24 protein-coding genes are annotated in these 24,112 nt (G+C 63.3%); 10 read left to right on the forward strand and 14 right to left on the reverse strand.

All coding sequences use genetic code 11. From position 1 onward, the window contains the following. Positions 1-212 precede the first annotated feature (212 nt). Positions 213-593 carry a DUF2946 domain-containing protein gene (locus tag QUH67_RS16825; protein ID WP_300947774.1) on the reverse strand — a complete coding sequence of 127 codons (381 nt, stop codon included), beginning with the start codon at positions 591-593 and terminating at the stop codon, positions 213-215. 389 nt (positions 594-982) lie between these two features. Between QUH67_RS16825 and QUH67_RS16830 the strand changes: the two genes are divergently transcribed. After that, positions 983-1,699: a sulfite exporter TauE/SafE family protein gene (locus tag QUH67_RS16830; RefSeq protein WP_300947775.1), complete on the forward strand. Its 717-nt coding sequence runs from the start codon at positions 983-985 to the stop codon at positions 1,697-1,699. A 154-nt stretch (positions 1,700-1,853) separates the two neighbouring features. Here the strand turns inward: QUH67_RS16830 and QUH67_RS16835 are convergent, their stop codons facing one another. Next, positions 1,854-2,501 (reverse strand): suppressor of fused domain protein, encoded by a 648-nt coding sequence (locus tag QUH67_RS16835; protein ID WP_300947776.1) that lies wholly within the window; start codon positions 2,499-2,501, stop codon positions 1,854-1,856. A 58-nt stretch (positions 2,502-2,559) separates the two neighbouring features. Next, on the reverse strand, positions 2,560-3,363 hold the full coding sequence (locus QUH67_RS16840; protein ID WP_300947777.1) for an NYN domain-containing protein: 804 nt from the start codon (positions 3,361-3,363) through the stop codon (positions 2,560-2,562). 1,016 nt (positions 3,364-4,379) lie between these two features. On the opposite strand from QUH67_RS16840, the gene QUH67_RS16845 reads away from it, so the two are divergent. Beyond that, a complete protein-coding gene (locus tag QUH67_RS16845) occupies positions 4,380-4,898 on the forward strand; it encodes a hypothetical protein (protein ID WP_300947778.1) in 519 nt (172 codons plus the stop codon). A gap of 80 nt (positions 4,899-4,978) precedes the next feature. Here QUH67_RS16845 and QUH67_RS16850 read toward each other — a convergent pair whose 3' ends face one another. From QUH67_RS16850 to QUH67_RS16870, 5 genes are all read right to left on the reverse strand, one after another. Beyond that, on the reverse strand, positions 4,979-7,711 hold the full coding sequence (locus QUH67_RS16850; RefSeq protein ID WP_407080438.1) for a bifunctional diguanylate cyclase/phosphodiesterase: 2,733 nt from the start codon (positions 7,709-7,711) through the stop codon (positions 4,979-4,981). Between the two features lie 193 nt (positions 7,712-7,904). Then, positions 7,905-8,423 (reverse strand): cyclic pyranopterin monophosphate synthase MoaC, encoded by a 519-nt coding sequence (gene moaC / locus QUH67_RS16855; RefSeq protein WP_300947780.1) that lies wholly within the window; start codon positions 8,421-8,423, stop codon positions 7,905-7,907. Positions 8,424-8,426: 3 nt separating this feature from the next. Continuing rightward, positions 8,427-9,248 carry an indole-3-glycerol phosphate synthase TrpC gene (trpC, locus tag QUH67_RS16860; protein WP_300947781.1) on the reverse strand — a complete coding sequence of 274 codons (822 nt, stop codon included), beginning with the start codon at positions 9,246-9,248 and terminating at the stop codon, positions 8,427-8,429. An 18-nt stretch (positions 9,249-9,266) separates the two neighbouring features. After that, positions 9,267-10,280, reverse strand: coding sequence for an anthranilate phosphoribosyltransferase (gene trpD, locus QUH67_RS16865; protein WP_300947782.1), 1,014 nt, complete (start codon positions 10,278-10,280; stop codon positions 9,267-9,269). Between the two features lie 49 nt (positions 10,281-10,329). Further along, positions 10,330-12,231 carry a peptidylprolyl isomerase gene (locus QUH67_RS16870; RefSeq protein ID WP_300947783.1) on the reverse strand — a complete coding sequence of 634 codons (1,902 nt, stop codon included), beginning with the start codon at positions 12,229-12,231 and terminating at the stop codon, positions 10,330-10,332. A 394-nt stretch (positions 12,232-12,625) separates the two neighbouring features. On the opposite strand from QUH67_RS16870, the gene QUH67_RS16875 reads away from it, so the two are divergent. After that, on the forward strand, positions 12,626-13,012 hold the full coding sequence (locus tag QUH67_RS16875) for a hypothetical protein (RefSeq protein ID WP_300947784.1): 387 nt from the start codon (positions 12,626-12,628) through the stop codon (positions 13,010-13,012). Between the two features lie 157 nt (positions 13,013-13,169). On the opposite strand, the gene QUH67_RS16880 is transcribed toward QUH67_RS16875, so the two are convergent. After that, entirely contained in the window at positions 13,170-13,394 is a 225-nt protein-coding gene (locus QUH67_RS16880; protein ID WP_300947785.1) for a hypothetical protein, read from the reverse strand. Between the two features lie 352 nt (positions 13,395-13,746). Here QUH67_RS16880 and QUH67_RS16885 point away from each other — a divergent pair, with 352 nt between their 5' ends. Together QUH67_RS16885 and tpiA are read left to right on the forward strand one after the other, a co-directional pair. After that, positions 13,747-13,995, forward strand: coding sequence for a DUF3551 domain-containing protein (locus QUH67_RS16885; RefSeq protein WP_300948073.1), 249 nt, complete (start codon positions 13,747-13,749; stop codon positions 13,993-13,995). A 210-nt stretch (positions 13,996-14,205) separates the two neighbouring features. Next, positions 14,206-14,958 (forward strand): triose-phosphate isomerase, encoded by a 753-nt coding sequence (gene tpiA / locus QUH67_RS16890; protein ID WP_300947786.1) that lies wholly within the window; start codon positions 14,206-14,208, stop codon positions 14,956-14,958. A 34-nt stretch (positions 14,959-14,992) separates the two neighbouring features. Here tpiA and QUH67_RS16895 read toward each other — a convergent pair whose 3' ends face one another. From QUH67_RS16895 to QUH67_RS16905, 3 genes are all read right to left on the reverse strand, one after another. Continuing rightward, positions 14,993-16,393, reverse strand: a complete 1,401-nt coding sequence (locus QUH67_RS16895; RefSeq protein WP_320416147.1) for an MFS transporter — start codon at positions 16,391-16,393, stop codon at positions 14,993-14,995. 150 nt (positions 16,394-16,543) lie between these two features. Beyond that, a complete protein-coding gene (locus QUH67_RS16900; RefSeq protein ID WP_300947787.1) occupies positions 16,544-17,077 on the reverse strand; it encodes a GNAT family N-acetyltransferase in 534 nt (177 codons plus the stop codon). A gap of 6 nt (positions 17,078-17,083) precedes the next feature. Further along, positions 17,084-17,650, reverse strand: a complete 567-nt coding sequence (locus QUH67_RS16905) for a helix-turn-helix domain-containing protein (protein WP_300947788.1) — start codon at positions 17,648-17,650, stop codon at positions 17,084-17,086. 226 nt (positions 17,651-17,876) lie between these two features. Between QUH67_RS16905 and secG the strand changes: the two genes are divergently transcribed. From secG to QUH67_RS16930, 5 genes are all read left to right on the forward strand, one after another. Next, a complete protein-coding gene (gene secG, locus QUH67_RS16910) occupies positions 17,877-18,257 on the forward strand; it encodes a preprotein translocase subunit SecG (protein ID WP_300947789.1) in 381 nt (126 codons plus the stop codon). 166 nt (positions 18,258-18,423) lie between these two features. Further along, on the forward strand, positions 18,424-20,055 hold the full coding sequence (locus QUH67_RS16915; RefSeq protein ID WP_300947790.1) for a CTP synthase: 1,632 nt from the start codon (positions 18,424-18,426) through the stop codon (positions 20,053-20,055). Between the two features lie 183 nt (positions 20,056-20,238). Continuing rightward, complete coding sequence (locus QUH67_RS16920; protein ID WP_192739554.1) at positions 20,239-20,565, forward strand: NIPSNAP family protein; 327 nt, start codon at positions 20,239-20,241, stop codon at positions 20,563-20,565. Between the two features lie 120 nt (positions 20,566-20,685). Further along, entirely contained in the window at positions 20,686-21,555 is an 870-nt protein-coding gene (gene kdsA, locus QUH67_RS16925) for a 3-deoxy-8-phosphooctulonate synthase (RefSeq protein ID WP_300947791.1), read from the forward strand. A 3-nt stretch (positions 21,556-21,558) separates the two neighbouring features. Beyond that, entirely contained in the window at positions 21,559-22,749 is a 1,191-nt protein-coding gene (locus QUH67_RS16930) for an MFS transporter (RefSeq protein WP_300947792.1), read from the forward strand. A gap of 21 nt (positions 22,750-22,770) precedes the next feature. Here the strand turns inward: QUH67_RS16930 and QUH67_RS16935 are convergent, their stop codons facing one another. Together QUH67_RS16935 and QUH67_RS16940 are read right to left on the reverse strand one after the other, a co-directional pair. Next, positions 22,771-23,745, reverse strand: coding sequence for a hypothetical protein (locus tag QUH67_RS16935; protein ID WP_300947793.1), 975 nt, complete (start codon positions 23,743-23,745; stop codon positions 22,771-22,773). An 89-nt stretch (positions 23,746-23,834) separates the two neighbouring features. Then, positions 23,835-24,098, reverse strand: coding sequence for a hypothetical protein (locus tag QUH67_RS16940; RefSeq protein WP_300947794.1), 264 nt, complete (start codon positions 24,096-24,098; stop codon positions 23,835-23,837). Between the last annotated feature and the right edge of the window lie 14 nt (positions 24,099-24,112).

Below are 24,112 nucleotides of genomic sequence, written 5' to 3' on the forward strand. Positions count from 1 at the left end.
GTGCGTTCGACTGTCAACCTGTTGCCGGGTTGATCGGGCGCAGGCTCCGTCGGATGCCGCAAGAAGGGCAAGCCGCAGCGCAAGCGCGCTGACGCTGCCAAGGCAGAGATACGATACATGATGAGACATTCCTGATGCCGGCCAGCCATATCTGGCCCGCAATTCAACCCATCGGCAAAGCCGAAGCCGCGCCGATCACGAGGTAGGGCAGGTCAGGAATATGAAGGTGGCGCGCGCGCCTGCGCGTTCGAGCCGACCCTGAGGGGCGGCTGTGGCTTGGCGGCTTCCAGCCATGAGACAAGCTGGTAGTTGCGCTGCAGGGTGACGAAAACCGGTGACGGCGGATCGATGGCCAGGGCGCCGCCCTGACCCGCCGCGCAAACCGCGCAGCACTTGCCGCTATGATGCTGGGCCTTGGCGGGGTCGGTCTGTGAGCCATCCCGAGCGGATGCCATGCCCGCACAGATCGACGCCATGTAGAGCGGATCGGAGACGGCGTTGGCGACAACGCGAAATGCCGCGATCGGCGCCAGCAGCTGCACCGTGATCGCAAACAGTACGATTGGAATTAAGGCTTCCAGCCGCCGTCGCATCATCTTCCCCAAAATGCCAAGACCATCCTATTGCCGCGGCGGGCACCTTGTCGAGGTCCGTTGCCGCGCTTGGCCGGACCAAGGCGTGATCAGAGCTTCATCGTGGCGGATCGGCCACAAGAGAGATCGGGCCGGTTCTCGCCGCGTGCCCCCGGCGGGTCGCAATCGGCCCCTGCGGCTATGGCGATCACTCGGCAACCTAAGGCGGCAAGCGCTATGCACTGGCGCGAGCGAATGATCTCGTGCGCTTTCGGTTCGCCGGCGATCGGCACCGATCGGGCGATGGAGTAAGGACAACGATTGACGGCGAGATGCGACGCGGTTTGACGCAGCGCAATGCTGAGGCGGTCAAGGTCGGATGTTGTTCGCACTCATCTGCAGGAATCTCGATGTTCGACTTCGACCAACCTATTCTCCTTGCCGGATTGCTGCTCGGGCTGTCATCGAGCCTTCACTGCTTTGGGATGTGCTCCGGCATCGCCGCGAGTCTGCATTTCGCAGTCGACCTGGATCCCAATCGACCGGCGCGCGATCTCTTTACAACGACATTGCTGATCAATGCAGGGCGGATCCTCGGGTATGTAGCCGCGGGCGCGATCGTCGGCGGTTTCGGATCGAGCATATTCGGTGCGTTCGATCATTCGGTCGCCCATGCCGTCCTTCGTTGGGCAGCCGCCGCGGCACTCGGCTGGATCGGGCTTTCGATGCTCGGAATCGCGCCGCTTCCGGCGGTCCTGTATCGGATCGCGGCGGCTGTCAGCAACCTGATGAACGCCCTTGCCAGGACGGCTCGGCTGCCGGCAGAGATCGGATTGTTTCTTGGCGGGGCGGTCTGGGGGCTGCTGCCTTGCGCAATGGTTTACGCAGCCCTGTTCTACGCGATGGTTACCGGCTCATGGCTCGGAGGGGCGGTGGCGATGTCCGGCTTTGGTCTGGGCACCCTGCCTGTTCTTCTGGGGGCTGGCCTTGGGCTGCCTCTTCTCCGTCGCCGGGTTACCTCGGTGTGGCTGCGCAATGCCGTCGGGCTTGCCATCATCATGGTTGGGATCATCAGCGCCGGGATATCTCCGACGACGTTCGCGGCGTGGTGCCGGTCGAGCTTATAGGCGGTTGGCGCTCGCTTCAGGTCAACGCGAAAAGGGAGGCTTGGGACTGGCTGGCCTGGCGTCGTCGGCGCGGTGGCTCCCGTATTACGTTGACCATGCTGAACTGCACTGGACCAAATTCTCGAATGTAATTGATGTTGTGGCGGCAAGCCGATCACAGTGACTGCCGCCGGGTGTCCGTGACTAAGTACCCCTCGGCATTCAAGATTGCCGCAAGAACATTAGAGCCCGCCGTCTTGGCGAATTGAACCTCGGCGTCGGAGATGCCCACCAAGGAAAGAAATCGCACTATACCGGACGGCAAGTTGAAGCCAGGCCAAGTCTCTCCAACGGACGAGATCAGGAAATTGCGAAGCACGCATGTCGGTTCACCGTTAATCGGCGCGCGCAACGGAATCCGGTCTCCATCAGCCAACGGTGGCTTGCCGGCAAATCGGTTGGTGCGTAACAGGAGATCAAAAGCGAGGAGATTGAGCACCTCTCGAATAGCCCATTCACCTTGCTCCGTGGTGGCAAGGAGGAATTCCACGCCTGTCCCTGAAGGCCTGTTTGGGGCGTAAACGCCGGGCGCGTCGTCCCAAGGGTTGGAGTGACCCGAGGTGACGTAGACCCAGAACGGTCGCTTGCGCGTAGGCGCAAACTCGAAAACGCCGAGAAACAGCCATCGCGGATCCACGTCGGTTTGGCCGAACCGGTCTCTAAACTCGACTTGCGTCAATGTGAAGATGCCCCGGCTCGTACCACCGAACAAGGATGGGTACACTTCCTCCTCGCGAATACGCCAAATCTCTTCAAGGGTCATCTTTGTATCCCGATTATGTTCTGACAAGTTGCGAGCTTTGGACCAAACCCGCCTTGCCTCATTCCTTCCAAGCCAAATTACGGTTTTCGGTATTCTCGACCTTCAGCCCGCAGACTTTCTTGAGCAACTGGCTAAGCGATGAGTGTCCAATCCAGCCGTCTGAAATGCCCGGAAATTGATTGCGCAGCATATTGCCGAGCGTCGCCACGTTGGCCCGGTGTCCCTTTTCGGATTCTGCAAAATATCGATTGACGACGTCGGCTACTTTTTCGGGGCTCGGTTGATTGCTCGGGATACCCGCCGCTGTCGCCGCGGTTGCCCCGGTATCGGGGCTGAGGATTTCCAGCATGGACCGCTCGTCGATGATGGAGTCGCAGGCCGCGCGGTAGGCGACCGAGGTCTCCTTCGCGGCGTACACGATCGTGGTCTTCATATGCTTGCGCAGCCTGATGACCAGCGGCGTGTAGTCCGCATCCGCGGCCATGATCACGTACTCGTCGACGTGCGGATAGCGCGCGACGGAATCGAGAACGTCCATGACGATGTGCGTGTCGGCGCTGGTCTTGCCCTGGTTGGTGAGAGGCGGCGTATCGATGACTTCCCAGCCGTCGCGCACAAACGATTGCCGGAACGCCGAATAGGGCGAGCTGTTTCCCACGCGGCCCACCGGATTCATGTAGCAGCGCCGAATAACGAAATTATGGGAGGTGTCCTCGACCTCGGAACCGCGCATGCCCTGAAAGGCGCCGAGCCAGTTGGCCGGATCGGTGGCGAACTCCTTGGCTGCGTCCTTGGACTGTTTGAAAAGGGAACTGAAAACGTTATCGAAATCGAGAAAGATACCTGAGATGTATTTGGGCAAATCAGTTCTCCTCTTGATATTATCACATGGTGCGCAAATCTCTTCGGTTCGACCTATGACGGTGTCGGCGTCGGGCCGGCGGTTTGAGCGTAATTACCTCGATTGTGCAGTCTTATGCGGCAACTTCAAGCTGATTCGCCGGCTTTCTGCATGTCATGGGCGATAGGCTCCGTGCCATCGTCCGTCTTCGCAATCCCGCACTGGGACGGGCGATTTAGATTCCCGAGACAGCAATGACGGAAGCGATAAGATGCGGCGTGCCCGCCTTCGCGGTGTATGACGGTGTACGTTGCGGCGACAGAGAACGTCTGTCGAAAGCGCGTTGAGCAGCTACGCCGACCGCGCCATCGTCTTTTGCCCATGCAGCTGGCCCGGCTGCGCCGCGTCGCCGCCATGAGGTCCGCCAGGAGCAACAGCGGGCGGGTGTCGGCCGCCGGTTTGGGCGGGAATTACGATGAAAGCACTGGTACCGGAATTGCCGCGACCGGCATCGCGTCTCTTCCAGATCGAATGCTGTTCAGTGCATTGGGATTTGCCGATCCAGACCGATTCATCTCATCCGGCTGCTTGCCCGCGGACCCGATTCAGAAAAAGATTGAACTGGTTTTACTCGGGTCCAGTTCCGGATCTGGAAATCAGGTGAGTCGCATACGACCTCAGCGGAGCAAAGCTCGCACGTGTGTGCGCCGAGGACGCCGTTGGCAGCCTTGATCTGAACCGCACGATAGACGGCTCCGCACAATTGGCATCCGAAATAAACTTTCGTTTCCGTACCGCCCGGTTGCATTTTTTTCTTTCCGGAACATCGCGCCCACCTACGACGAGCAGCCGACGGGAGACGCCACTTACTGTACATCCGGCCAGGATTGGCCGCCTGTTGATGCGCGAAAGTGAGCGCGACCAGCTCCAGGCACTAAGAAGCCGGTATCCCATGATGACAATCATCTAGCGGCGGTGCGCTCAAGGGGGTACCCTCCCATTTTGGGAGGGGTGGTTGTGGGAAACCGGAGAGTTGCGTGAGTTCAGAAAGCCAGGTCGGGGATGATCTTATTCGCACTGTGTCGCGGCACACGCTCTCGTACGTGCTTTGTTCGATAAGTGAGCTGTTCCGCCACTATGAGTTTGATCCGATTGATCTTCTGATCATCCATGCGGTGTTGAATGGAAACGTGTTGAACGTGATGAAGGATCCGGTTTTGGATCGTCAGTTCGGCAGCGTCCATGCGGTTGAGCCCGACGTGGTCAAGCTCGGAGTTTCCCGCGGGTCGCTGGTGAGATTTCTCAATTTGCCAATGGAAACAATCCGTCGGCGTGCCAACCGCTTGATCAAGCAGGGCGTTCTTGAGGAAAGGCCGGATGGCCTGATCGTTTCGAAGGGAAATCAATTCCGGTTCGGTAACAACCACGAACTTCAGCGCAAGAACATCGTTTTTGTGAGAAAGCTTTTGAGAGATCTGGCCCGTGCCGGCGTGCACGGCGCGGACGACCTGTCTGGCCTTGATCGTGAAGCTCCGGAACCGCTTGCTGACCGCTAGTGCTCGTTCGCTACGCTCGATCCTTGTGTGGTGTTCAGCATTGGGTTGGCTGAGCGACACATAACGCAGCGCGTCAAGCGCTACGCCGACCGCGCCACCGGCTTTCGTCCAAGCGCCTGGCTCGGCTTCATCGCATCGCCGCCGTCCCGATCCCCCGTCAGCAGCGGGCGGATGTCGGCCGCCGGTTTCGGCGGGCTGAACAGGTAGCCCTGCATTTCCGAACAGCCGAGCTCGCGCAGCAGGTCGCGCTGCTGTGTGGTCTCGACGCCTTCGGCGGTCGTCGTCATGTGACGCTCGGTGGCGATGTTCACCACGGCCTGCACGATGCAGGACGAGCCGCCGGGCTCGGCGATGTCGGTGATGAAGCAGCGGTCGATCTTGATCTTGTCGAACGGAAAACGCTGCAGATAGCTCAGCGAGGAATAGCCGGTGCCGAAATCGTCGAGCGCGATGCGCACCCCGATGGCGCGCAAATCGTGCAGCACGGCGAGTGCCGCCTCGTCGTCGCGGATCAGCACGGCCTCGGTGATCTCGAGCTCCAGCCGGCTGGCGGCGAGGCCGGATTCGGCCAGCGCAGCCATCACCTTCAGCGCCAGCGTACCGCTCCGGAACTGAACCGGCGAGACGTTGACGGCGAGGCGGATGTTGCCGGGCCAGCGCGCGGCTTCCTTGCAGGCCGTGTGCAGCACCCATTCGCCGAGCTGGTTGATCAGGCCGGTGTCCTCGGCCAGAGGGATGAACTCGGCGGGTGAAATCATGCCGCGCTGCGGATGGCGCCAGCGCACCAGCGCCTCGCAGCCGGTGATCGCGTTGCTCTGCAGGCCGACGCAGGGCTGGTAATGGACCTCGAAACCGCCATCGATCAACGCCTGGCGCAGATCGATTTCCAGGCTGCGGCGGGCGCGAACCTCGGCCTCCATGTCGGTTTCGAAGAAGCGATAGGTACGGCGGCCGGCGGCCTTGGCGGCATACATCGCCAGATCCGCGTTCTTCAGGATGCGGTCGATGTCGGAGCCGTCGCGCGGCGCGATCGCGATGCCGATGCTGGCGTCGGTCGTGACCTGATGGCCGAGGCATTGATAGGGCGAGCGGATCGCCTGGAAGATGCGGCCGACGAGCGTCATGACGTCGTCGATATCGGTGATGCCGGTCTGCACGATGGCGAATTCGTCACCGCCGAGCCGGGCCACGAAATCGGATTTGCGCACGCAGCCGGCGAGGCTGGCAGCGACCGTTTTCAGCAACGCGTCGCCGATCATGTGGCCGAGCGAGTCGTTGACGCTCTTGAACTCGTCGATGTCGATGTAGAGCACCGCCAGTTGCCGGTCCGGCGTGGCCTCGGACAGTTCGTGCTTGAGCCGTTCGTGGAACAGCGCGCGGTTCGGCAGGTCGGTCAGCGCATCATAGTGGGCGAGGTGGGTGATGCGCTCCTCGGCGCGGCGGCGTTCGGTGATGTCTTCATGGGTCGCCAGCCATCCGCCGTCGGGCACCGGTTCGTTGACGACCTGGATCGAGCGTCCGTCCGGCGTCGAGATGACCATAGAATTGCGCTTCGCGACGTCACTCAGCACCGCGTCGATGTAGGGATCGATGTCGCCGACGAACGAGCCGGTTTCCTTGCGGTGGGCGATCACCTGGCGAAAACTGCAGCCCGGCTTCACCACGTCGGCCGAAAGCCCGTACATGTCGAGATAACGCTTGTTGCAGATGACGAGCTTCTGGTCAGCGTCGAACAGCAGCAGGCCCTGCGTCATGTTGTTGACGGCGGTGTCGAGGCGCTGCTTCTCCAGCGACAGCCGCTGCTTCGACCTGCGATGCTGCTGCGACAGCTTGCGGACGACGAGAAACAGCAGCACGGCGATCGCCAGCACGGCAAGTGCGGTGACCGCGATCAGGATCGCGATCTGCTCGCGCCAGTCGGCCAGCGCGGCCGATGCCGTCGTCGAGGCCACGATCACAAGCGGAAAATTCGTCAGGGCGCGCGAGGCGATCAGCCGGTCCTGGCCGTCGAACGGGCTGGTGAGGCGCGAGGTGGTGCGCGGCTGCTCGAAGATCCGCCGCTGCACGGCCGGTCCGGTCTTGAAATTGTTGCCGACCAGTTCCGCCACGTGCGGGTAGCGGGCGAGCAGCGTGCCGTCGATGTGGTGCATGGCGATGGTGGCGCCGGGCCCGAGGACGACGGTCGCGAAGAATTTTTCGAAGTTGGTAGGTTCGATGCCCCGGCCGATGGCGCCGAGAAATTCCCCGTTCGGTCCGGTGATCTTGCGCGCGATCACCGTGGTCCACATGCCGGTGATGCGGCTATGGACCGGCTCGACCAGCATTTCCGGCGAATGCGGGTCGGACTTGAAGGTTTTGAAATAGGGACGGTCCGCGACGTTGACGGGGGGCAGCGGCCAGACGGCCGACGCGTTGATCAGATTGCCTTCGGCGTCGAAGACGTTGACGCCGCCGACATAGGACATCGCCTCGATCTTGGATTTCAGCATCAGGTGGACGTCGTGGCCGGACATCCGCCGCTTGTAGTTCTCGACCGTCGAAATCTTGCCGGCGCGCATGAACGCGATCAGGTCCTTCTGCACGACCTGGTAATCTTCGAGCTGCTGGTCGAAATGGCGGGCAAGCAGCAGCACGGTGTTTTCCAGTTCGCGTTCGCTGTTGCGCAGCGCGCGCTCGCGGAAATTGCCGGCCGTCACGGTCGCCCCGATGGCGATGGCGACGATCAGCAGTACGCCGCCGAGGATCAGCCAGCGGATCGGGCCGCCGCGGAACACGGAGATCATTCGGAATGAAAGGCTGCCGCTTGAGGCCATTGAACGCAATCGCTGCCGAGGAAACGAACTGTCCGGAAGCGGAGTTCTCACACTCCCCCGGCATCCATCTGCGATACCGCGCCGAAATGGAGGTGACGTTAGGAAGTCTGGTTAATGAAACGTTATCCGGTGGCGCGGCGTGCCGCCGGCAACCACAGCGGATCGGCGCTGGCCCCCGGCAAGGCCGTCGCGCTCACCGGCCGGCGCGGTAGTGTCCGGACTTGCCGCCGATCTTCTCGACCAGATGGATGCCTTCGATCCGAACCCCGCGTTCGACCGCCTTGATCATGTCGTAGATCGTCAGACACGCGACCGACACGGCGGTCAGCGCCTCCATCTCGACGCCCGTCGGGCCGGTGACCTTGACGGTGGCGCGGACGATGCAGCCGGGCAGCTTCTTGTCGGGCACGATGTCGAGCGTGACCTTCGACAGCGCCAGCGGGTGGCAAAGCGGGATCAGGTCCGAAGTGCGTTTGGCGGCCATGATGCCGGCAATGCGGGCCGCGCCCAGCACGTCGCCCTTTTTGGCGTTGCCGGAGACGATCAGGTCGAGCGTCGCCCTGGTCATGACGACGCGACCCTCGGCCACCGCGGTGCGCTCGGTTGCCGCCTTGTCCGAGACGTCGACCATCCGCGCTTCGCCCGACGCATCGATGTGGGTCAGCGCAGAGCCGGCTTTGGCGGCTTTTGGTCTGGAATCCTTGCCGGCCATCCGCTAGCCGGTCCCGGTGGCGCGCGGGCGATCGGCGCGGGCCAGCAAGGCGCGCGTGGCCGCCGTCACGTCTTGCTGCCGCATCAGGCTTTCGCCGACCAAGAAGGTCGACATGCCGACGCGCTCGAGCCGTGCGAGATCATCCGGCGCGAAGATGCCGCTTTCGCCAACCATCAGGCGGTCGCGGGGGATCAGCGGCGCCAGCGCCTCGCTGGTCGCCAGCGTGGTCTCGAAGGTTCGCAAATTGCGGTTATTGACCCCGATCATCGGCGAGCGAAGCTTGAGCGCACGGTCGAGTTCGGCGCGGTCGTGGATCTCGATCAGCACGTCCATGCCGAGCGCCAGTGCCGCGTCCTCGATATCTTTCGCTGCCGTGTCGTCGAGCGCGGCCATGATGATCAGGATGCAGTCCGCGCCATGGGCGCGCGCCTCGATCACCTGGTAGGTATCGAACAGAAAGTCCTTGCGCAGCACCGGCAAATTCGTCGCCGCGCGCGCCGCCACCATGAAGTCGAGATGGCCCTGGAAGGAGGGCGTATCCGTCAGCACGGAGAGACACGCCGCGCCGCCTTCCTCGTAAGCCCTGGCGAGCGCCGGCGGATCGAAATCGGCGCGAATGAGCCCCTTGGACGGCGAGGCCTTCTTCACCTCGGCGATGAGCGCGTAGTCGCCCCGCGCAAGCTTTTCGCGGATCGCGCGCAGAAAACCGCGCGGCGGCGAGGCGGCCTTGGCGCGGGCCTCGATCTCGGACAGCGGATGCGCCTGCCTGGCGGCGGCGATTTCCTCGCGCTTGTAGGCCTCGATCTTGGTCAGGATATCGGACATCAGGGATGCTCCCAGCGATCAGCCGCGCGAGACCGCGATCAAATGTTTCAGCCGCGCCGCCGCGGCGCCGCTGTCGAGCGATTTTGCGCCGATCGCGACGCCTTCCCTGAGGTCCTTGGCGCGGCCGGCGACGATCAGCGCCGCGGCGGCGTTCAGCAGCGCGACGTCACGATAGGCGCTGGGCTTGCCGTTCAGCACGCTTTGCAACGCGACCGCATTGGCGTCGGCGTCGCCGCCCTTCAGCGCATCGGCGCCGCAGCGGGTGAGGCCGGCGTCCTCCGGTTTCACCTCGAATGTCGTGATCTCGCCGTTGTGGAGGCTCGCGACGAAACTCGGGCCTGTGAGGGTGATTTCGTCGAGTCCGTCGGAACCATGCACCACCCAGACGGATTCGGAGCCGAGGTTTTTCAAGACCTGCGCCAGGGGCTGCACCCATTGCCGGGAGAACACGCCGACCATCTGCCGTTTGACGCCGGCCGGATTGGAGAGCGGGCCGAGCAGGTTGAAGATCGTGCGGGTGGCGAGCTCGACCCGGGTCGGGCCGACGTTCTTCATCGCCGGATGATGCGCAGGCGCGAACATGAAGCCGATGCCGGCTTCCGCCACGCAGCGGCCGACCCGTTCGGGCGTGAGGTCGATCTTGACGCCGAGCGAGGCCAGTACGTCGGCCGCGCCCGAGCGCGAGGACAGCGCGCGGTTGCCGTGCTTGGCGACCGGCACGCCGGTGCCTGCGACGATGAAAGCCGCGCAGGTCGAGACGTTGACCGAACCGGAGCCGTCGCCGCCGGTGCCGACCACGTCGACGGCGTCCGCCGGCGCCGTGACGCGCAGCATCTTGCCGCGCATCGCCGACACCGCGCCGGTGATCTCGTCGACGGTCTCGCCGCGGACTCTGAGCGCCATCAACAGCCCGCCCATCTGCGAGGGCGTGGCTTCCCCGGACATCATGGCGTCGAAGGCGGAAGCCGCCTCGTCGCGCGACAGCGTCGCGCCGGTGGCGACCTTTCCGATGATCGATTTCAGGTCATCCATCGCTTGTCGTCCATGGCTTAAGCAATATGGCTTGGGCTTTTCAGGAATGTCAGTTGTTAGCGCCCGTCACCTGCGCGAAGGCGGCCTGGTTGATGGTGGTACCGATCTCGGATTCGATCTTCCTCACATATTGCGCGACCTGTTCGTCGGCGAGGCCGCGCTCCAGGAGGTCCTTCAGCTTCTTCATCTCGTCGGAAGCGGCGTCGACCGGCGGCACGGTCACGTCGGTGACGCGGAACACGATCCACTCGCTGCCGCCTGAGCCCGAGGTCTGTCCGACGCCGTCCTTGGGCGTCCGGAACGCGGCCGTTATCGCGGAGGAGGGGACGCCGGACAACGAAGCGTCGCGGCGGAAACCGGTGGCTGTTTCAACTTTCGATCCGACCGCGGTTGCCTCAGCGGCGAGCGTGGCGCCTTGCTCGACCTTCTTCACCATCTCGGCCGCCATCGTGCGCAGCTTGTTCGAGATCTGGTCTTCGCGCCATTTCGCCTCGACCTGGGCGCGGACCTCGTCGAGCGGGCGTTCGCGCGAGGGCGTGACGCCGAGCACGTCGTACCAGGCATAGCCGCCGGCAAACTGGATCGGCTCGTTGTCGACGCCGACATCGCTGTTGAACGCCTGGGAGACGACGTCGAGGCCGCGCGGGATGTTGGTGACCAGTTGCCCATCGGGCTTGCGGCCGGAGCGGTCGACGGCGTCGATCGTGACGGCGGTCAGGCCGAGCTTTTGCGAGGCCTCCACCACATTGGCGCCGCCGGAGCGCTCGTCTTCCATCTTGTTCTGGATCTCGCCCATCCTGACGCGCGCCCGCTCGGTCGCAAGTTCCTTTTTCACCTGCGCGGCGACGCTCTCATAGGTCGGCGTTACGCCCGGCTCGATCTTGCCAATCTTGACCAGCGCCACGCCGAATTGGCCCTTGATGGGCTGGCTGACTTCGCCTGACGGCAGCGCGAACGCCGCGTCCGCAATCGCCGGATCAATGATCGCGCTCTTGGCGATCAGGCCGAGATCGACGTCGGCCAGATTAAGATTGCGTTCCTTGGCGACGTCGTCGAACGACGTGCCGGACGTGATGCGGGCGCGCGCGGCCTGCGCCTCGGCCTCGTTCGGAAACACCATCTGCGACACTTCACGCTTCTCCGGCGTGCCGAGCTGGTCGCGGCGCTGCTCGAAGATTTTCTTGGCGTCCTCGTCGGAGACCTCGGTCCATTTGCCGATCTCTTCGGGGCTGATCACGACAAAGGACAGCTTGCGGTATTCGGGCGCGCGGAACTGCGTCTTGCGCTCCTCGAAATAGGCGGCCAGCGCCTCGGGCGAGGGGGCGTCGATGGTGCCGGCCTGCGCGGTCTCGAGCTTGACGTATTCCATCGAGCGCTGCTCGTTCTGGAAACGCGTCATGGCGTCGAGCAGGACTTTTGGCGGCTCCACGCCGGCGGACACGGTGCTGGCGATCTGGCGCCGCAGGCCGAGCCGGCGCTGTTCGGCCAGATAGCGCTGCTCGGTGTAGCCGAACTGGCGGATCGTGGCCTGGAAGCGCTGGGGATCGAACTTGCCACCCAATCCCTTGAAATTGGGATCGTTGTAGATCAGCCGCATGGTTTCTTCCTGCGACTGGGCGAGGCCCATGCGGCGTGCTTCCTCATCCAGCGCGGCTTCCTGGATTGTCTGCTGCAGCACCTGCCGATCGAGCCCGAAGGCGCGGGCCTGTTCGGACGTGAGCGGCCGGCCAAAGCTGCGCCCGAGTTGCTGCAGCCGTTCGGTATAGATCTGGCGGAACTGCTCGGTCGAAATCTCGGTCTTGCCGATCTTGGCGAGCGACGACTGGCCGAACCCCTTGAAGATGTCGGCAATGCCCCAGACCGCGAAACTGACAATCAAAACGCCCATCACGGTGGCCATGACAATCTTGCCGAGCCAGTTTGATGAGGCTTTCCGAATTCCTCGAAGCATGGGTGCGTCTTCTATCTTGCAATTAAGGGGCTGATTTTATTCGTCTTTTCGGAGTTTCCGCCCGCACCTCAGCCGTGGGTGCGAGAATATCTTCTCTAAGCGTCTTGCCGGGCACGGTCTAACTTGCCGATGGCCCCCGCCGCAAGCCTGCCTCGGGTCGCGCTGGCGGTACAGAGGGTCGCATCCGTCCCCAGAACAGGCGGCTCCAACCCGTTTTTTGTCGTGGTTGCCACCGCGATTGGCGTGCGCCCAGGGATGATCTCCGAGGCCGTCGGCGGGGCTTGGCCCGTCAAGGTCAGGCTCTTCAACATTAAATCGAGGCAAGCTGTAGCAACGATTCCCATGATGCCGCGTCGACGTCAGGGACGATCGGTGACTAACAGGAGTTTCAAATATGTTTCGTAAGATCATGCTGGCCGTTACGGCGGTCGGTGCACTTGCGCTGCTGGCGCCAACGGATGCTTCGGCACGTGGCGGATTTGGCGGCGGCGGATTCCGTGGCGGTGGCTTCCACGGCGGTGGTTTCCATGGTGGCGGTTTCCATGGCGGCGGTGGCTGGCGCGGCGGCGGGTGGCGCGGCCCCGCGATCGGTCTGGGCGTCGGCCTGGGTCTCGCCGGTGCCTATGGAGCATACGATGGTTACGGCGGCTATGGCGGATACGGCTATGGCTATCCCGCGAGCTACGCCTACGGTGGTGATGATGGATGCTACATCAGCAAACGCCGCGTGAGGACCAATTACGGTTGGCGCCTGCAACCGATCCGCGTCTGTGGATACTGACGCATGAAAAAGCCAAGGCGGCTCATGCCGCCTTGGCCATCACTTTGGGCGCTTACAATTGCGCCCCCGACAACATCATTGCATCTGCCGGTATGCGAACATGAAGCTGAGCTGAAATAGAGAACCATTGCGGTCCCGAACCTCAACGGACATTGGATCAGCCGCCCACGCCGCTTCGGCGAATTTTCAGGAGCTGCGGCGACATCAGGGGCTGCTGACGGTGCGGCCATAGTACGCCATCAAGCCAGTCCTGCTCCCGGGCCAGTGCCAGCCAGCCCTCTGCCATCCGCTGGAAGCGCTTCAGGGATGGTTGATCCGATCGGGCCTCCGCAAGCTTCAGGCAGTTTTCGGCGTTTTCTCTAAAAATGTCAGATTGTTTCATGGCACTGATGTGGGGGGTAAGCGCGCGAGTGCAAATCAGCTATTCGTGAAGCATTCAACGTCAGTCCTCACGCCACCGCCTTCGTGTGTGGTCCGATGCTCGGCATTTCTGGCGGGCCTTGCAGACATCACGGAAACTTAATCCATCCAACCGAACTTTTTTGCCGACCCGATCCGTATCTTGAGCGTCGGCAAAGCGTGCCGCACACGCTCTGCCGGCCCGGCGGTCCCATCTTCATCAGTCGCCCCTTGGGTGGGACCGTCTGCCGCGCGTGCAGAGCATCAGGAACAGTTCGGACTCGCCAGCGTCTCCTGACGGGCGTCCGCATAATGAATGATTGGAAACATAGATGATGCGTAAGACAACCCTGGCTATTGCGACCGGCTTGCTTGCCGTTGCCTCTATCGCCGGCGCCGCGCCTGCCTCCGCTTACGACTATCCGTACTGTCTTCAGGGCCGCGGTGTCGGCATCCCCGGAGACTGCTCCTACCGGACCTATTCGCAATGTCAGGCAAGCGCGTCCGGGCGTGGGCTCACATGCAACATCAACCCGCGAGTAGCGTTTCAACAGTCCCGGATGCGGGTGATCAGGAGCTACTGATCGCCTTCTGTAAGTGACCAGAATGTGGTGAGTGGCTTCGCTCGCAAGCCAGACGGAGCGGCTTGCTCCCGCACCATGGATGAAACACCTCAAAGGGGGCGATCTCGCAACTGTCAACGTGGGCCGGGCCTTAGGGCGCCGAGCGGTCTGGAATTGGTCGCGCAGCTCTGCTAGCGCATCCGGGACACTGACAATTGCGGGATAGTCGCTATGACCGATGCCATCCGCCACCTGATCGCCGGCAACTGGAAAATGAACGGCCTGAAATCCTCTTTGGCCGAGTTCGAAGCCATGATCGCCGGCGCGGGCGCGTTGGCCGGCAAGGCCGACCTGCTGGTTTGCCCGCCGGCCACCCTGATCGCCGGTTTCGCCGACCGGGCGCGCGGCTCGAAACTGGCCGTCGGCGCCCAGGATTGCCACGCCAAGGCTTCCGGCGCCCATACCGGCGACCTTTCGGCGGAAATGCTGGCGGATGCCGGCGCCAGCGCCATCATCGTCGGACATTCGGAACGGCGCGCCGACCATGGCGAGAGCGATGCGCTGGTCCGCCAGAAGGCGGAAGCGGCGTGGCGGGCGGGGCTGGTGGCGATCGTCTGCATCGGTGAAACCCAACAGCAGCGCGATGCCGGCCAGACGCTGGATATCTGCGGCGGTCAGCTCGCGGGCTCGCTGCCGGATGGCACGACGGCGGCCAATCTGGTGGTGGCCTACGAGCCGGTCTGGGCCATCGGCACCGGGCTGACGCCGACGCCCGCGGATGTCGAGCAGGTCCATCGCTTCATCCGCGGCGTCCTCACCAGCCGCTTCAAGGCGGAAGGCGGCAAGATCCGGATTCTGTACGGCGGCTCGGTAAAGCCTTCCAATGCGGCGGAACTGATGGCGGTGAGCGACGTCAACGGCGCGCTGGTCGGCGGCGCCAGTCTGAAGGCTGTTGATTTCCTGGCGATTGCGGAAGGGTGCTAGGCCCCCGTACGTTTCTCAGCGAAACCCGAAATGCTCAATTTGCCGCGCCTTTTTGAGAAGCTCTCGCCGGAAGCAAAACGATCGCGGCGACGATGGCGGCTAAGGCGGCCAGTGTCGCCAGAGCGAACGGTGCCGCAAACGCCGTTGCCATGTCGGCCCTCGCGAGCGTTGCTCCCAGCGCTGCAATGCTGATGGCAAAGCCGGCTTGACGAACGACCAGCGTCACGGCCGAGGCCATGCCGGTTTGCGTGGGTGGTGCGAGCGCCAGGACCACGCTCGACATTTGCGGATTTGCCAAGGCGGCACCGACCCCGATGGTAAGCATTCCGCCGACGGTTGCGGCAAGGCGCATTACCGGGCTGCCGCATACGGCAGCTAGCGCAAGCAATGCGTCTCCCGCGGCGATGAGGCCGAATGCAATAACGAAGAAGCGCTTCCATCCCCACCGCGTAACCAAGTGGCCGCCGATCAGTGGTACTGGCAGCATCGGCAAGGTTGCCGCAAGCAAGGCTACACCTGCCACCTCCATGCTCACCAGGAGCCCGGCGCTCAGGAACAGCGGCAAGTAGACAATCACGGCCCAGTAGCCAAACTGAATGGCCGTGAGCAACGCGCCGACCCCGGCCATTACTGGTGTTGCGAATACACGGGGGTCGAGCACCGGACGCGAACTGCGCCGTTGCTGCACAACGAACATGATCGCCGCCATTGCGCCACCGGCGAGACAAGCAGCGCGAACTGGCAACGAGCCGTCTCGCCTGAGCAATGCATCGATCGTCAAGCCCAGCGATATCGTCAGCAACGCGATTGCCACGGGGTCGAGCGGGGGCGCGTTCGGATCATTCGCCTCGGCAACCAGCCGCGGCACGGCGAAGGTCAGCAAAAGGCAAAAGGGGATATTGGCGTAAAAGATCCAACGCCAGCCGAACCACGAGGCGAGCAAACCGCCCAAGGTCGGGCCCAATGCCATCGCGACCCCGGAAATGACCCCGATGATGCCGAACGCCCGTGCCCGCTGACCAGGATCCGGAAATTCACCGGCGACGAGCGCGATTGCGCCGGTGACGACGAAAGCGGCTCCTGCGCCCTGTACGACTCGTGAGGCCAACAGCATGGCGCCATCCGTCGACAGGCCGCATGCGATTGAAGCCGCCAGAAACACAGCGTTGCCGGTCAACATCGAACGGCGGCGACCGAAGCGGTCTGCCAGCGCCCCGGAGGCGAGGAGGGCGCCGGTGAAGGCAAGGCTGTATGCGTCGATGACCCAGGCGGCGCCGGCGACGGCCAAGCCGAGGTCCTTCGCAAGGCCGGGCATGGCGACCACGACTGCGGTCACGTCAAACAGCATCAGAAATATGCCGAGGCCAAGGGCAGATGTGATTGGGACTATTCGCCCGTCCGCCATATCAGATGTACGTTGGTGCATGCCGGCCATCGAATTCGGTGATAGAAGGCGGTCTGGAATTGAGGACGCGACGCGCAACGGGAGCGGATACGCGCGTGCTTAAGTCAGGCCTGCTGACAGCGTGGTGTCAGCAGCCCGTGATGCGACGCCCTGAATTCTTCATCTGGCTGACTGAGAGAGCTATGCCAGCATAGCTTCCTGCAACCGCTTCCAATAGATAAGCGTGCCGGTGAGGCCGCCATGCGGCTTGAGTGCGTAGTCCGGAATCAATCCGGTCAGCTTGAATCCCATCCGCTCGTAGAGCCCGGCCGCGCCCTCGTCCTCGGCGGTATCGAGCACCAGCAGCCAGCGTTGGCGCGCGAGCGCGATGCGTTCGGCCTCGCGCAGCAGCGCGGTGGCGACGCCGCGGTGGCGGTGGCTGACGCGCGTCATCATTTTTGCGATCTCGGCGCGGTGCGGCTGGTTCGGCGGCAGGTCGAGCAGCAGCGTGACCGTGCCGACCAAGTCGTTGCCATCGAAGGCGCCGAGGATGATCCGCTCGCCGCGGTCCGCGGCGTTCAGCGCATTCGACCAGAATGTTTCGGCTGTTTTCTCTGACAGCGGATGCATGAAGCTGACCGAGCCGCCATGCGCCACCGTTTCGATCAGCATGTCACAGAGTGCCGAGCAGATGTCCGGCGAAGATTTCAATGCTTCGATCTGGAACTCGGCCATTAATTGTCAGCTCCGGGCCAACGCGACGACATACGTGCAGGGTGCGGCGCTCTCGTTGGCAAACGTCACTTCCGCGGGCGGGCCGAAGCCGAGGCAATCGCCGGCCTTCAGTTCATGGCGTTCGCCGCCGTCGGTCAGCACGAGCGCGCCGGACAGGACCCACAGCACCTGACGGATGTGCGCATAGGACGAGGCGGGCAGGGTGACGCGCTGCTTCGCCGGCATCTCGACCTTGATAAGCTCAACGGGATGATCGGGCCGGCTGAAAACCTGCGTGCGCAGATAGCCGGTCTCGGGATCGCGCCACACGGGTTGATCGGCGGCGCGGGAAAGCCGGTCGCCCTGGCCCTCGGCGCGCAGCATCAGGCCGGCAAGGGTGAGGTCGAAGGCACTGGCGAGCCGGACCAGCACCACCGCGGTCGGGCTGACCTCGGCGCGCTCGATCTTGCTGATGGTCGCCTTGGAAACCCCTGCGCGCCCGGCGAGGTCGGCCAGCGACCAGCCGCGGCTGTCCCGTTCGAGCCGGAGGCGCTGGGCGAGCCGGGTGCTGAGATCATCTATCAAAGTATCCATTTGTCTATTATAATGGATATCTCCGCGACCTCAAGCTCCCGTATCGGGGGGGCCTACGAGGCTGGGGACGGCCTTGCCGCGGCGCCTGCGGCAATTATCTCCTCGTCGGCGGTTGGGGGTGACAATGCCCTGTCCGATCGTGTAACACCGCGCAACTTCAGGAAAACCCGCGAGCCCTTGCTGCTGCCGAAGCCCGGCGCTCTTGGCTTGTGACAGAAGGTTTGAGATGCAGACCGTCATCATCGTCATCCACCTCATGATCGTTTCCGTGCTGATCGGCGCGGTTCTGCTGCAGAAATCCGAAGGCGGCGGCCTCGGCATGGGCGGCGGCGCCGGCTTCATGTCGAGCCGCGGCACGGCGAATCTCCTGACGCGGACGACGGCTTTCCTGGCGGCGGTCTTCTTTGTCACCAGCATGGCGCTGGCCTATCTCGCCGGCGCCGACCGCAAGCCGTCCTCGATTCTCGGCACCGCGCCGGCGACACAGTCGCAGCCCGGTGGTGCGACGCCAGTTGTCCCGCCGACCTCCGGCGGCGTACTCGATACGCTCAAGAAGGTGGACGAGCAGCAGGCGCCGTCCGGCCCGCAGGCGCCACGTTCGCAATAAAGCATTGTGGCTATGCAGGACGGCTGCCACCGTCCTGCATCAGAATTTTCCGTCAATGCTTTGATATCGCTTCAAATTTAACGTCACCCACAGCCCGGCAAAATGTTTGCCCGCGCATGCGATTCGTTTTGGAGAATCGGGGCAGTGGCCTTAAAGGTAGGCTCCCATGGCGCGGTATATATTCATCACCGGCGGCGTGGTTTCTTCGCTCGGAAAGGGTCTGGCTTCAGCGGCACTCGGTGCCCTGCTGCAGGCCCGCGGGTACAAGGTACGTCTCCGAAAGCTCGACCCTTATCTCAACCTCGATCCCGGAACGATGTCGCCGTATCAGCACGGCGAAGTGTTCGTGACCGATGACGGCGCCGAGACCGATCTCGATCTCGGCCATTACGAACGCTTCACCGGGCGTCCGGCCACCAAGGCCGACAACATCACGACCGGGCGCATCTACCAGGACATCATCACCAAGGAACGCCGCGGTGATTATCTCGGCGCGACCATTCAGGTGGTTCCGCACGTTACCAACGCGATCAAGGAATTCGTGCTCTCGGGCAACGACGACTATGATTTCGTGCTGGTCGAGATCGGCGGCACCGTCGGCGACATCGAGGGCCTGCCGTTCTTCGAGGCGATCCGCCAGCTCAAGAACGAGCTGCCGCGCGATCATGCGGTCTACATTCATTTGACGCTGCTGCCGTTCATCCCGAGCGCCGGCGAACTGAAGACAAAACCGACCCAGCATTCGGTCAAGGAGTTGCGCTCGATCGGCATCCAGCCGGATATCTTGCTGTGTCGGACCGACCGCGAGATTCCGAAGGAAGAGCGGCGCAAGCTCGGCCTGTTCTGCAACGTGCGCGAAAGCGCCGTGATCGAGGCGAGGGACGTTGACAACATCTATGCGGTGCCGGAGGCCTATCACGCGGCCGGCCTCGACGACGAGGTGCTGGCCGCGTTCGGCATTCAACCCAAAATTCCGCCGGCGCTGCAGAGCTGGAACGTCATCAACGAGCGCGTCCGCAACCCGGAAGGCGCGGTGACCATTGCCATCGTCGGCAAGTACACCGGCATGAAGGACGCGTATAAATCGCTGATCGAGGCGCTGTCGCATGGCGGCATCGCCAACAAGGTGAAGGTCAACCTCGACTGGATCGAAAGCGAAGTGTTCGAGAACGAGGACCCGACGCCGTTCCTCGAACACGTCAACGGCATTCTGGTCCCCGGCGGCTTCGGCCAGCGCGGCGCCGAGGGGAAAATCCGCGCGGCGCAGTTCGCGCGCGAGCGCGACGTGCCGTATTTCGGCATCTGCTTCGGCATGCAGATGGCGGTCATCGAGGCCGCGCGCAATCTCGTCGGCATCGAAGAGGCCAACTCCACCGAGTTCGGCCCCACGAAGGAACCGCTGGTCGGCCTGATGACGGAATGGCTGCGCGGCAACGAGCTGGAGAAGCGCTCGAAATCCGGCGACCTCGGCGGCACCATGCGGCTCGGCGCCTATCCGGCCGCGTTGAACCGCGGCAGCCGGGTGTCGGAAGTCTATGGCGGCGCACTCGAAATCTCGGAGCGCCATCGCCATCGCTACGAGGTCAACACCGCCTATAAAGACCGGCTCGAACAGCACGGCCTGCGCTTCTCCGGGCTTTCGCCCGACGGCGTGCTGCCGGAGATCGTCGAATACGAGGACCATCCCTGGTTCATCGGCGTGCAATTCCATCCCGAGCTGAAATCGCGCCCGTTCGAACCGCATCCGCTGTTTGCGTCGTTCATCCAGGCGGCGGCCAAGCAGAGCCGGCTGGTGTAGTTTTTCGTAGGGTGGGCAAAGCGCAAGCGTGCCCACCATTTCACCACGCGCTTCGAACGAATGGTGGGCACGTCGCTTCGCTCCTCTGCCCACCCTACGAAACGCACGCTCCGCCTTTGACGAGGGCGTCGATTGTTGCGACAACTTCCGCCCGCAAGAACAACAACCTTGGGAGCACCACCGATGATCATGGAAATGCGCGTTTATCGCTGCCTGCCGGGCCGCCTGCCGGCGCTGATGAAGCGCTTCGATACGCTGACGCTGAAACTGTGGGACAAGCACGGCATCAAGCAGGCCGGCTTCTACACCACGCTGATCGGGACCTCCAATCAGGAACTGACCTATTTCGTCGCGTGGGACTCGCTGGCCGACCGCGAGAAGAAGTGGACCGCGTTCCAGAGCGATCCCGACTGGATCGCCGGCCGCGCCAAGAGCGAGGAAGACGGCCAGATCATCGACAACATCGTCAGCCAGTTGCTGGTGCCGACGGCGTTCTCCTCGGTGAAATAGCCGCTCGTGCAACCCTGATATTCAGGGGTTAAACGGGGTTGCTCCCAGAGCATTTTCTGTCAAGAAAATGCTTCGAAAGCGCGGACCGGCATGGTCCGCGCTTAACGCGAGGAAAATCCTGTGAACGCGAATCTCGGCGCAGCCCCGGTTGTCACCGTTGGATCGGTCAAGTTCGGCAATGACCTGCCGATTTCGATCATTGCGGGGCCGTGCCAGCTCGAGAGCCGGGCGCATGCGCTGGAAGTGGCGGGTGCGCTGAAGGAGATCGCCGGCCGCCTCGGAATCGGGCTCGTCTTCAAGACCTCGTTCGACAAGGCCAATCGTACCTCGGGTTCAGCCGCGCGCGGCGTCGGGCTGGCGCAGGCGCTGCCGATCTTTGCCGAAATCCGTTCCTCGCTCGGCTTGCCCGTGCTGACCGACGTGCACGAGGCCGCACAGTGCGCAGAAGCCGCGCAGGCGGTGGATATCTTGCAGATCCCGGCCTTCCTGTGCCGGCAGACCGATCTGCTGCTCGCAGCCGCGGCGACCGGCAAGGCCGTCAATGTCAAGAAGGGCCAGTTCCTGGCGCCGTGGGACATGGCGAACGTCGTCAGCAAGATCACCGGCGGCGGCAATCCAAATGTGCTGCTGACCGAACGCGGCGCCTCGTTCGGTTATAATACATTGGTCTCCGACATGCGCGCGCTGCCGATCATGGCGCAGACCGGCGCGCCTGTCATTTTCGACGCCACCCATTCGGTGCAGCAGCCGGGTGGGCAGGGTGCTTCATCCGGCGGCCAGCGCGAATTCGTGCCGGTGCTGGCGCGGGCGGCGGTGGCCGTCGGCGTCGCCGGCCTGTTCATCGAGACCCATCCCGATCCCGATTCCGCGCCGTCGGACGGACCCAACATGGTGCCGCTGCGCGAGTTCGAAGCGCTGCTGAAGCGGCTGATGGATTTTGACGCGCTGGCCAAGAACGTTGCGGTCAAGAACGCGCCGAAGAACGCCTAAGCCGTGCCCGCATCGAGCCGCCTGCCGCCGGCCCTCAATATCATCACCCTCGCAACCTTCGCCGCCAGCCTGTCGGCCCGCGCGCTCGATCCGGTGCTGCCGCACGTGGCGGACGAGTTCAGCGTCAGCATCGCGGCTGCCGCCGGCTTCGCCGCGGTGTTCGCCTTCACCTTTGCGATCATCCAGCCGGTGCTGGGGGCTGCTGCCGACCTGTTCGGCAAGGCGCGGCTGATGATCGTGTGCCTTGTGCTGCTGGGGCTCGCCAATATCCTCGGCGCGATGGCCAATTCGTTCTGGCTATTGTTCGCGTCGCGCATCCTTGCCGGCGTCGGCTCCGGCGGCGTTTTCCCGGTTGCACTCAGCCTGACCAGCGACCTGGTCGGGCCGGAAAAGCGCCAGATCGCGATCGGGCGCACGCTGATGGGCTCGATGACGGGCAACCTGCTGGGCGCCTCCGTCTCCGGCCTGATCGGCGATTTTTTGGGCTGGCGCGGCGTTCTCGCTGTGCTTGGCGTTCTGGTGATCGTGGCCTCGATCGCGGTCGCCGCGGGCTTTCGCGGCGCGGCGTTGACCCGTCCGCCGAAGACCAACTTTGCGGCGCTCCGGCAGGGCTATCGCACCATCTTCTCCAACCCCAACGCGTTTTGTTACGTGGCGGTGTTCGTCGAAGGCTGCTGCGTGCTCGGGCTGTTTCCCTACATTGCGGCGTTCCTGTTCGAACTCGGCGAAACCAGCCTGTCGATCGCCGGCCTCGTGATCGCCGGTTTTGCGGTAGGGGGCCTATTCTACACGCTGAGCGTTTCGCGATTTCTGCCGTGGTTCGGCGTCAAGGGCATGATGATCGCAGGGGCAGCGCTGGTGGGCTTGAATCTCGCCGTCGTCGCCTTCGGCCCCAGCGTAAAGATCCATGCGGTCAGCCTGCTGTTCATGGGCTGGGGTTTTTACATGATTCACGGCTGCCTGCAGGTGTTCGCCAGCGAATTGTCGGTCGAAGCCCGCGCGACCGCGCTGTCGCTGCATTCCTTCTTCTTCTTCATGGGGCAGACCGTCGGCCCGATCGCCTACGGCTTTGGCATCCAGCATGCCGGCAAGGCTCCGACCCTGCTGACCGCGGCGGCGGTCATGATCACGCTCGGGATCGTCTGCGCCAGGATACTGCGACAGACGCGGCCGGCGGACCAGGCGGCGAGCTAGGGGCGCCGCTGTGCGTTGCATTCAACGCGTATCGAGCGCCGCTGACAATAACTTCTCGGCCTGCCGGGTCGCCTCGGCGAAGAATGGCCGGTTGGGCGCATTCTGGGTGAAGCAACGCTTGTAGGCGTCCTCGCCCTTTTGTCTGAGGTCGCCGAGCTTGTTGTAGGCCTTGCGGGCAATTTTTCCGGTCCGGAGATCGTCGTCAGCCTGGTCGGCCTTCCCGAGATAGTCGCGCCGGATCGCGAGGCAGTCCGGCGCCTGCACCGGCGGGTCGATCAATCCGTAGGCGATGTAGACCTTGCCGTTGGCGATCGCTGCGACGAACACATGGTCGGCGGCCTCGGGAAGTTCGGATTGGGTTCGCCCTGCCAGCATGGCGTGGGCAAAACTTGCGGTGGGCGGCTTCTCGATCGGCAGCGAATTGAAGTTAACCACCGCGGCGCCGCTCGATATCGCCTGGGTGTAAAAGCTCTCGTGCTTCAGCGCCGCGGCGATCTGCTGCGGCACGTTCTTGCTGTTCTTGCCCCACCAATCCTTGTGGGCGCGCAACCAGCGTTCGAACAGCGCCTGCGTCGTCACGATGATGTGCGACTTCGGCTCGACATATTGGCCGTCGGCGCCGTTCTGGCCGGCCATCTCGCCGTTCATGCCGAGTTTGGCGTCGAATCGCAACCCGTCGAGCGTGCCGAAACCTTCGTCGCCCTTGGAGAAGGTGTCGATGTTCAGCTTCGCCGGACCGAAACCATCGCGGTCGGGCTCAGCGAGAATGACGCGCATCTGCCCCAGGAGATCGGCGCTCGCCGCCTCTTCGGCCTTGCGCGCGGCATCGGCCCGGTCGCCGGCGTCGTAGATCGCAGAGATATTCGCAATCGCGGCGTCGCGCGCGGCAATGTAGCGGTCTTCGGCGATCCTGGTCGGTGGTGCGGCGGATGCGATGGTGGCGGCGAGGACAAACGGGAGCGTCAGCCCGAGCACGTAGGAATGGGTATTCTGCATATGGGGTGGTCTGCCCTAAGGGTCGTCTGGTTCAACGCAAGGGATTCCGATCGGTTCACTCTCGCGTTGCAGTAAACGCGCTCAGCCCTTCAGGCCCCGAAGATCAGGCGCTGCTGTCGGTCAAGACGCTGTTGCCGGGCGGGCATCGAGAGATCCGGGACGCGCCATCGCCAAGCCTGTGAACGCTCGCGCGTCACGGCATCGGGCTGGATGATCGATGCGGGCCCCGCGGCGGGCTGATTGCAGCGAGTATAAGCAGAAATTTTGCTGCCCATCAGAATTTCAAAGTCGCTATTTCGGGGTGCGTCAGTCAATTTGCGCGTCGATCCATCGAACGCTGACAATTGCTGCATGGAGCGAGGCCAGC

The sequence above is a fragment of the Bradyrhizobium roseum genome, from assembly GCF_030413175.1.
GTDB classification, from domain to species: Bacteria; Pseudomonadota; Alphaproteobacteria; order Rhizobiales; family Xanthobacteraceae; genus Bradyrhizobium; species Bradyrhizobium roseum.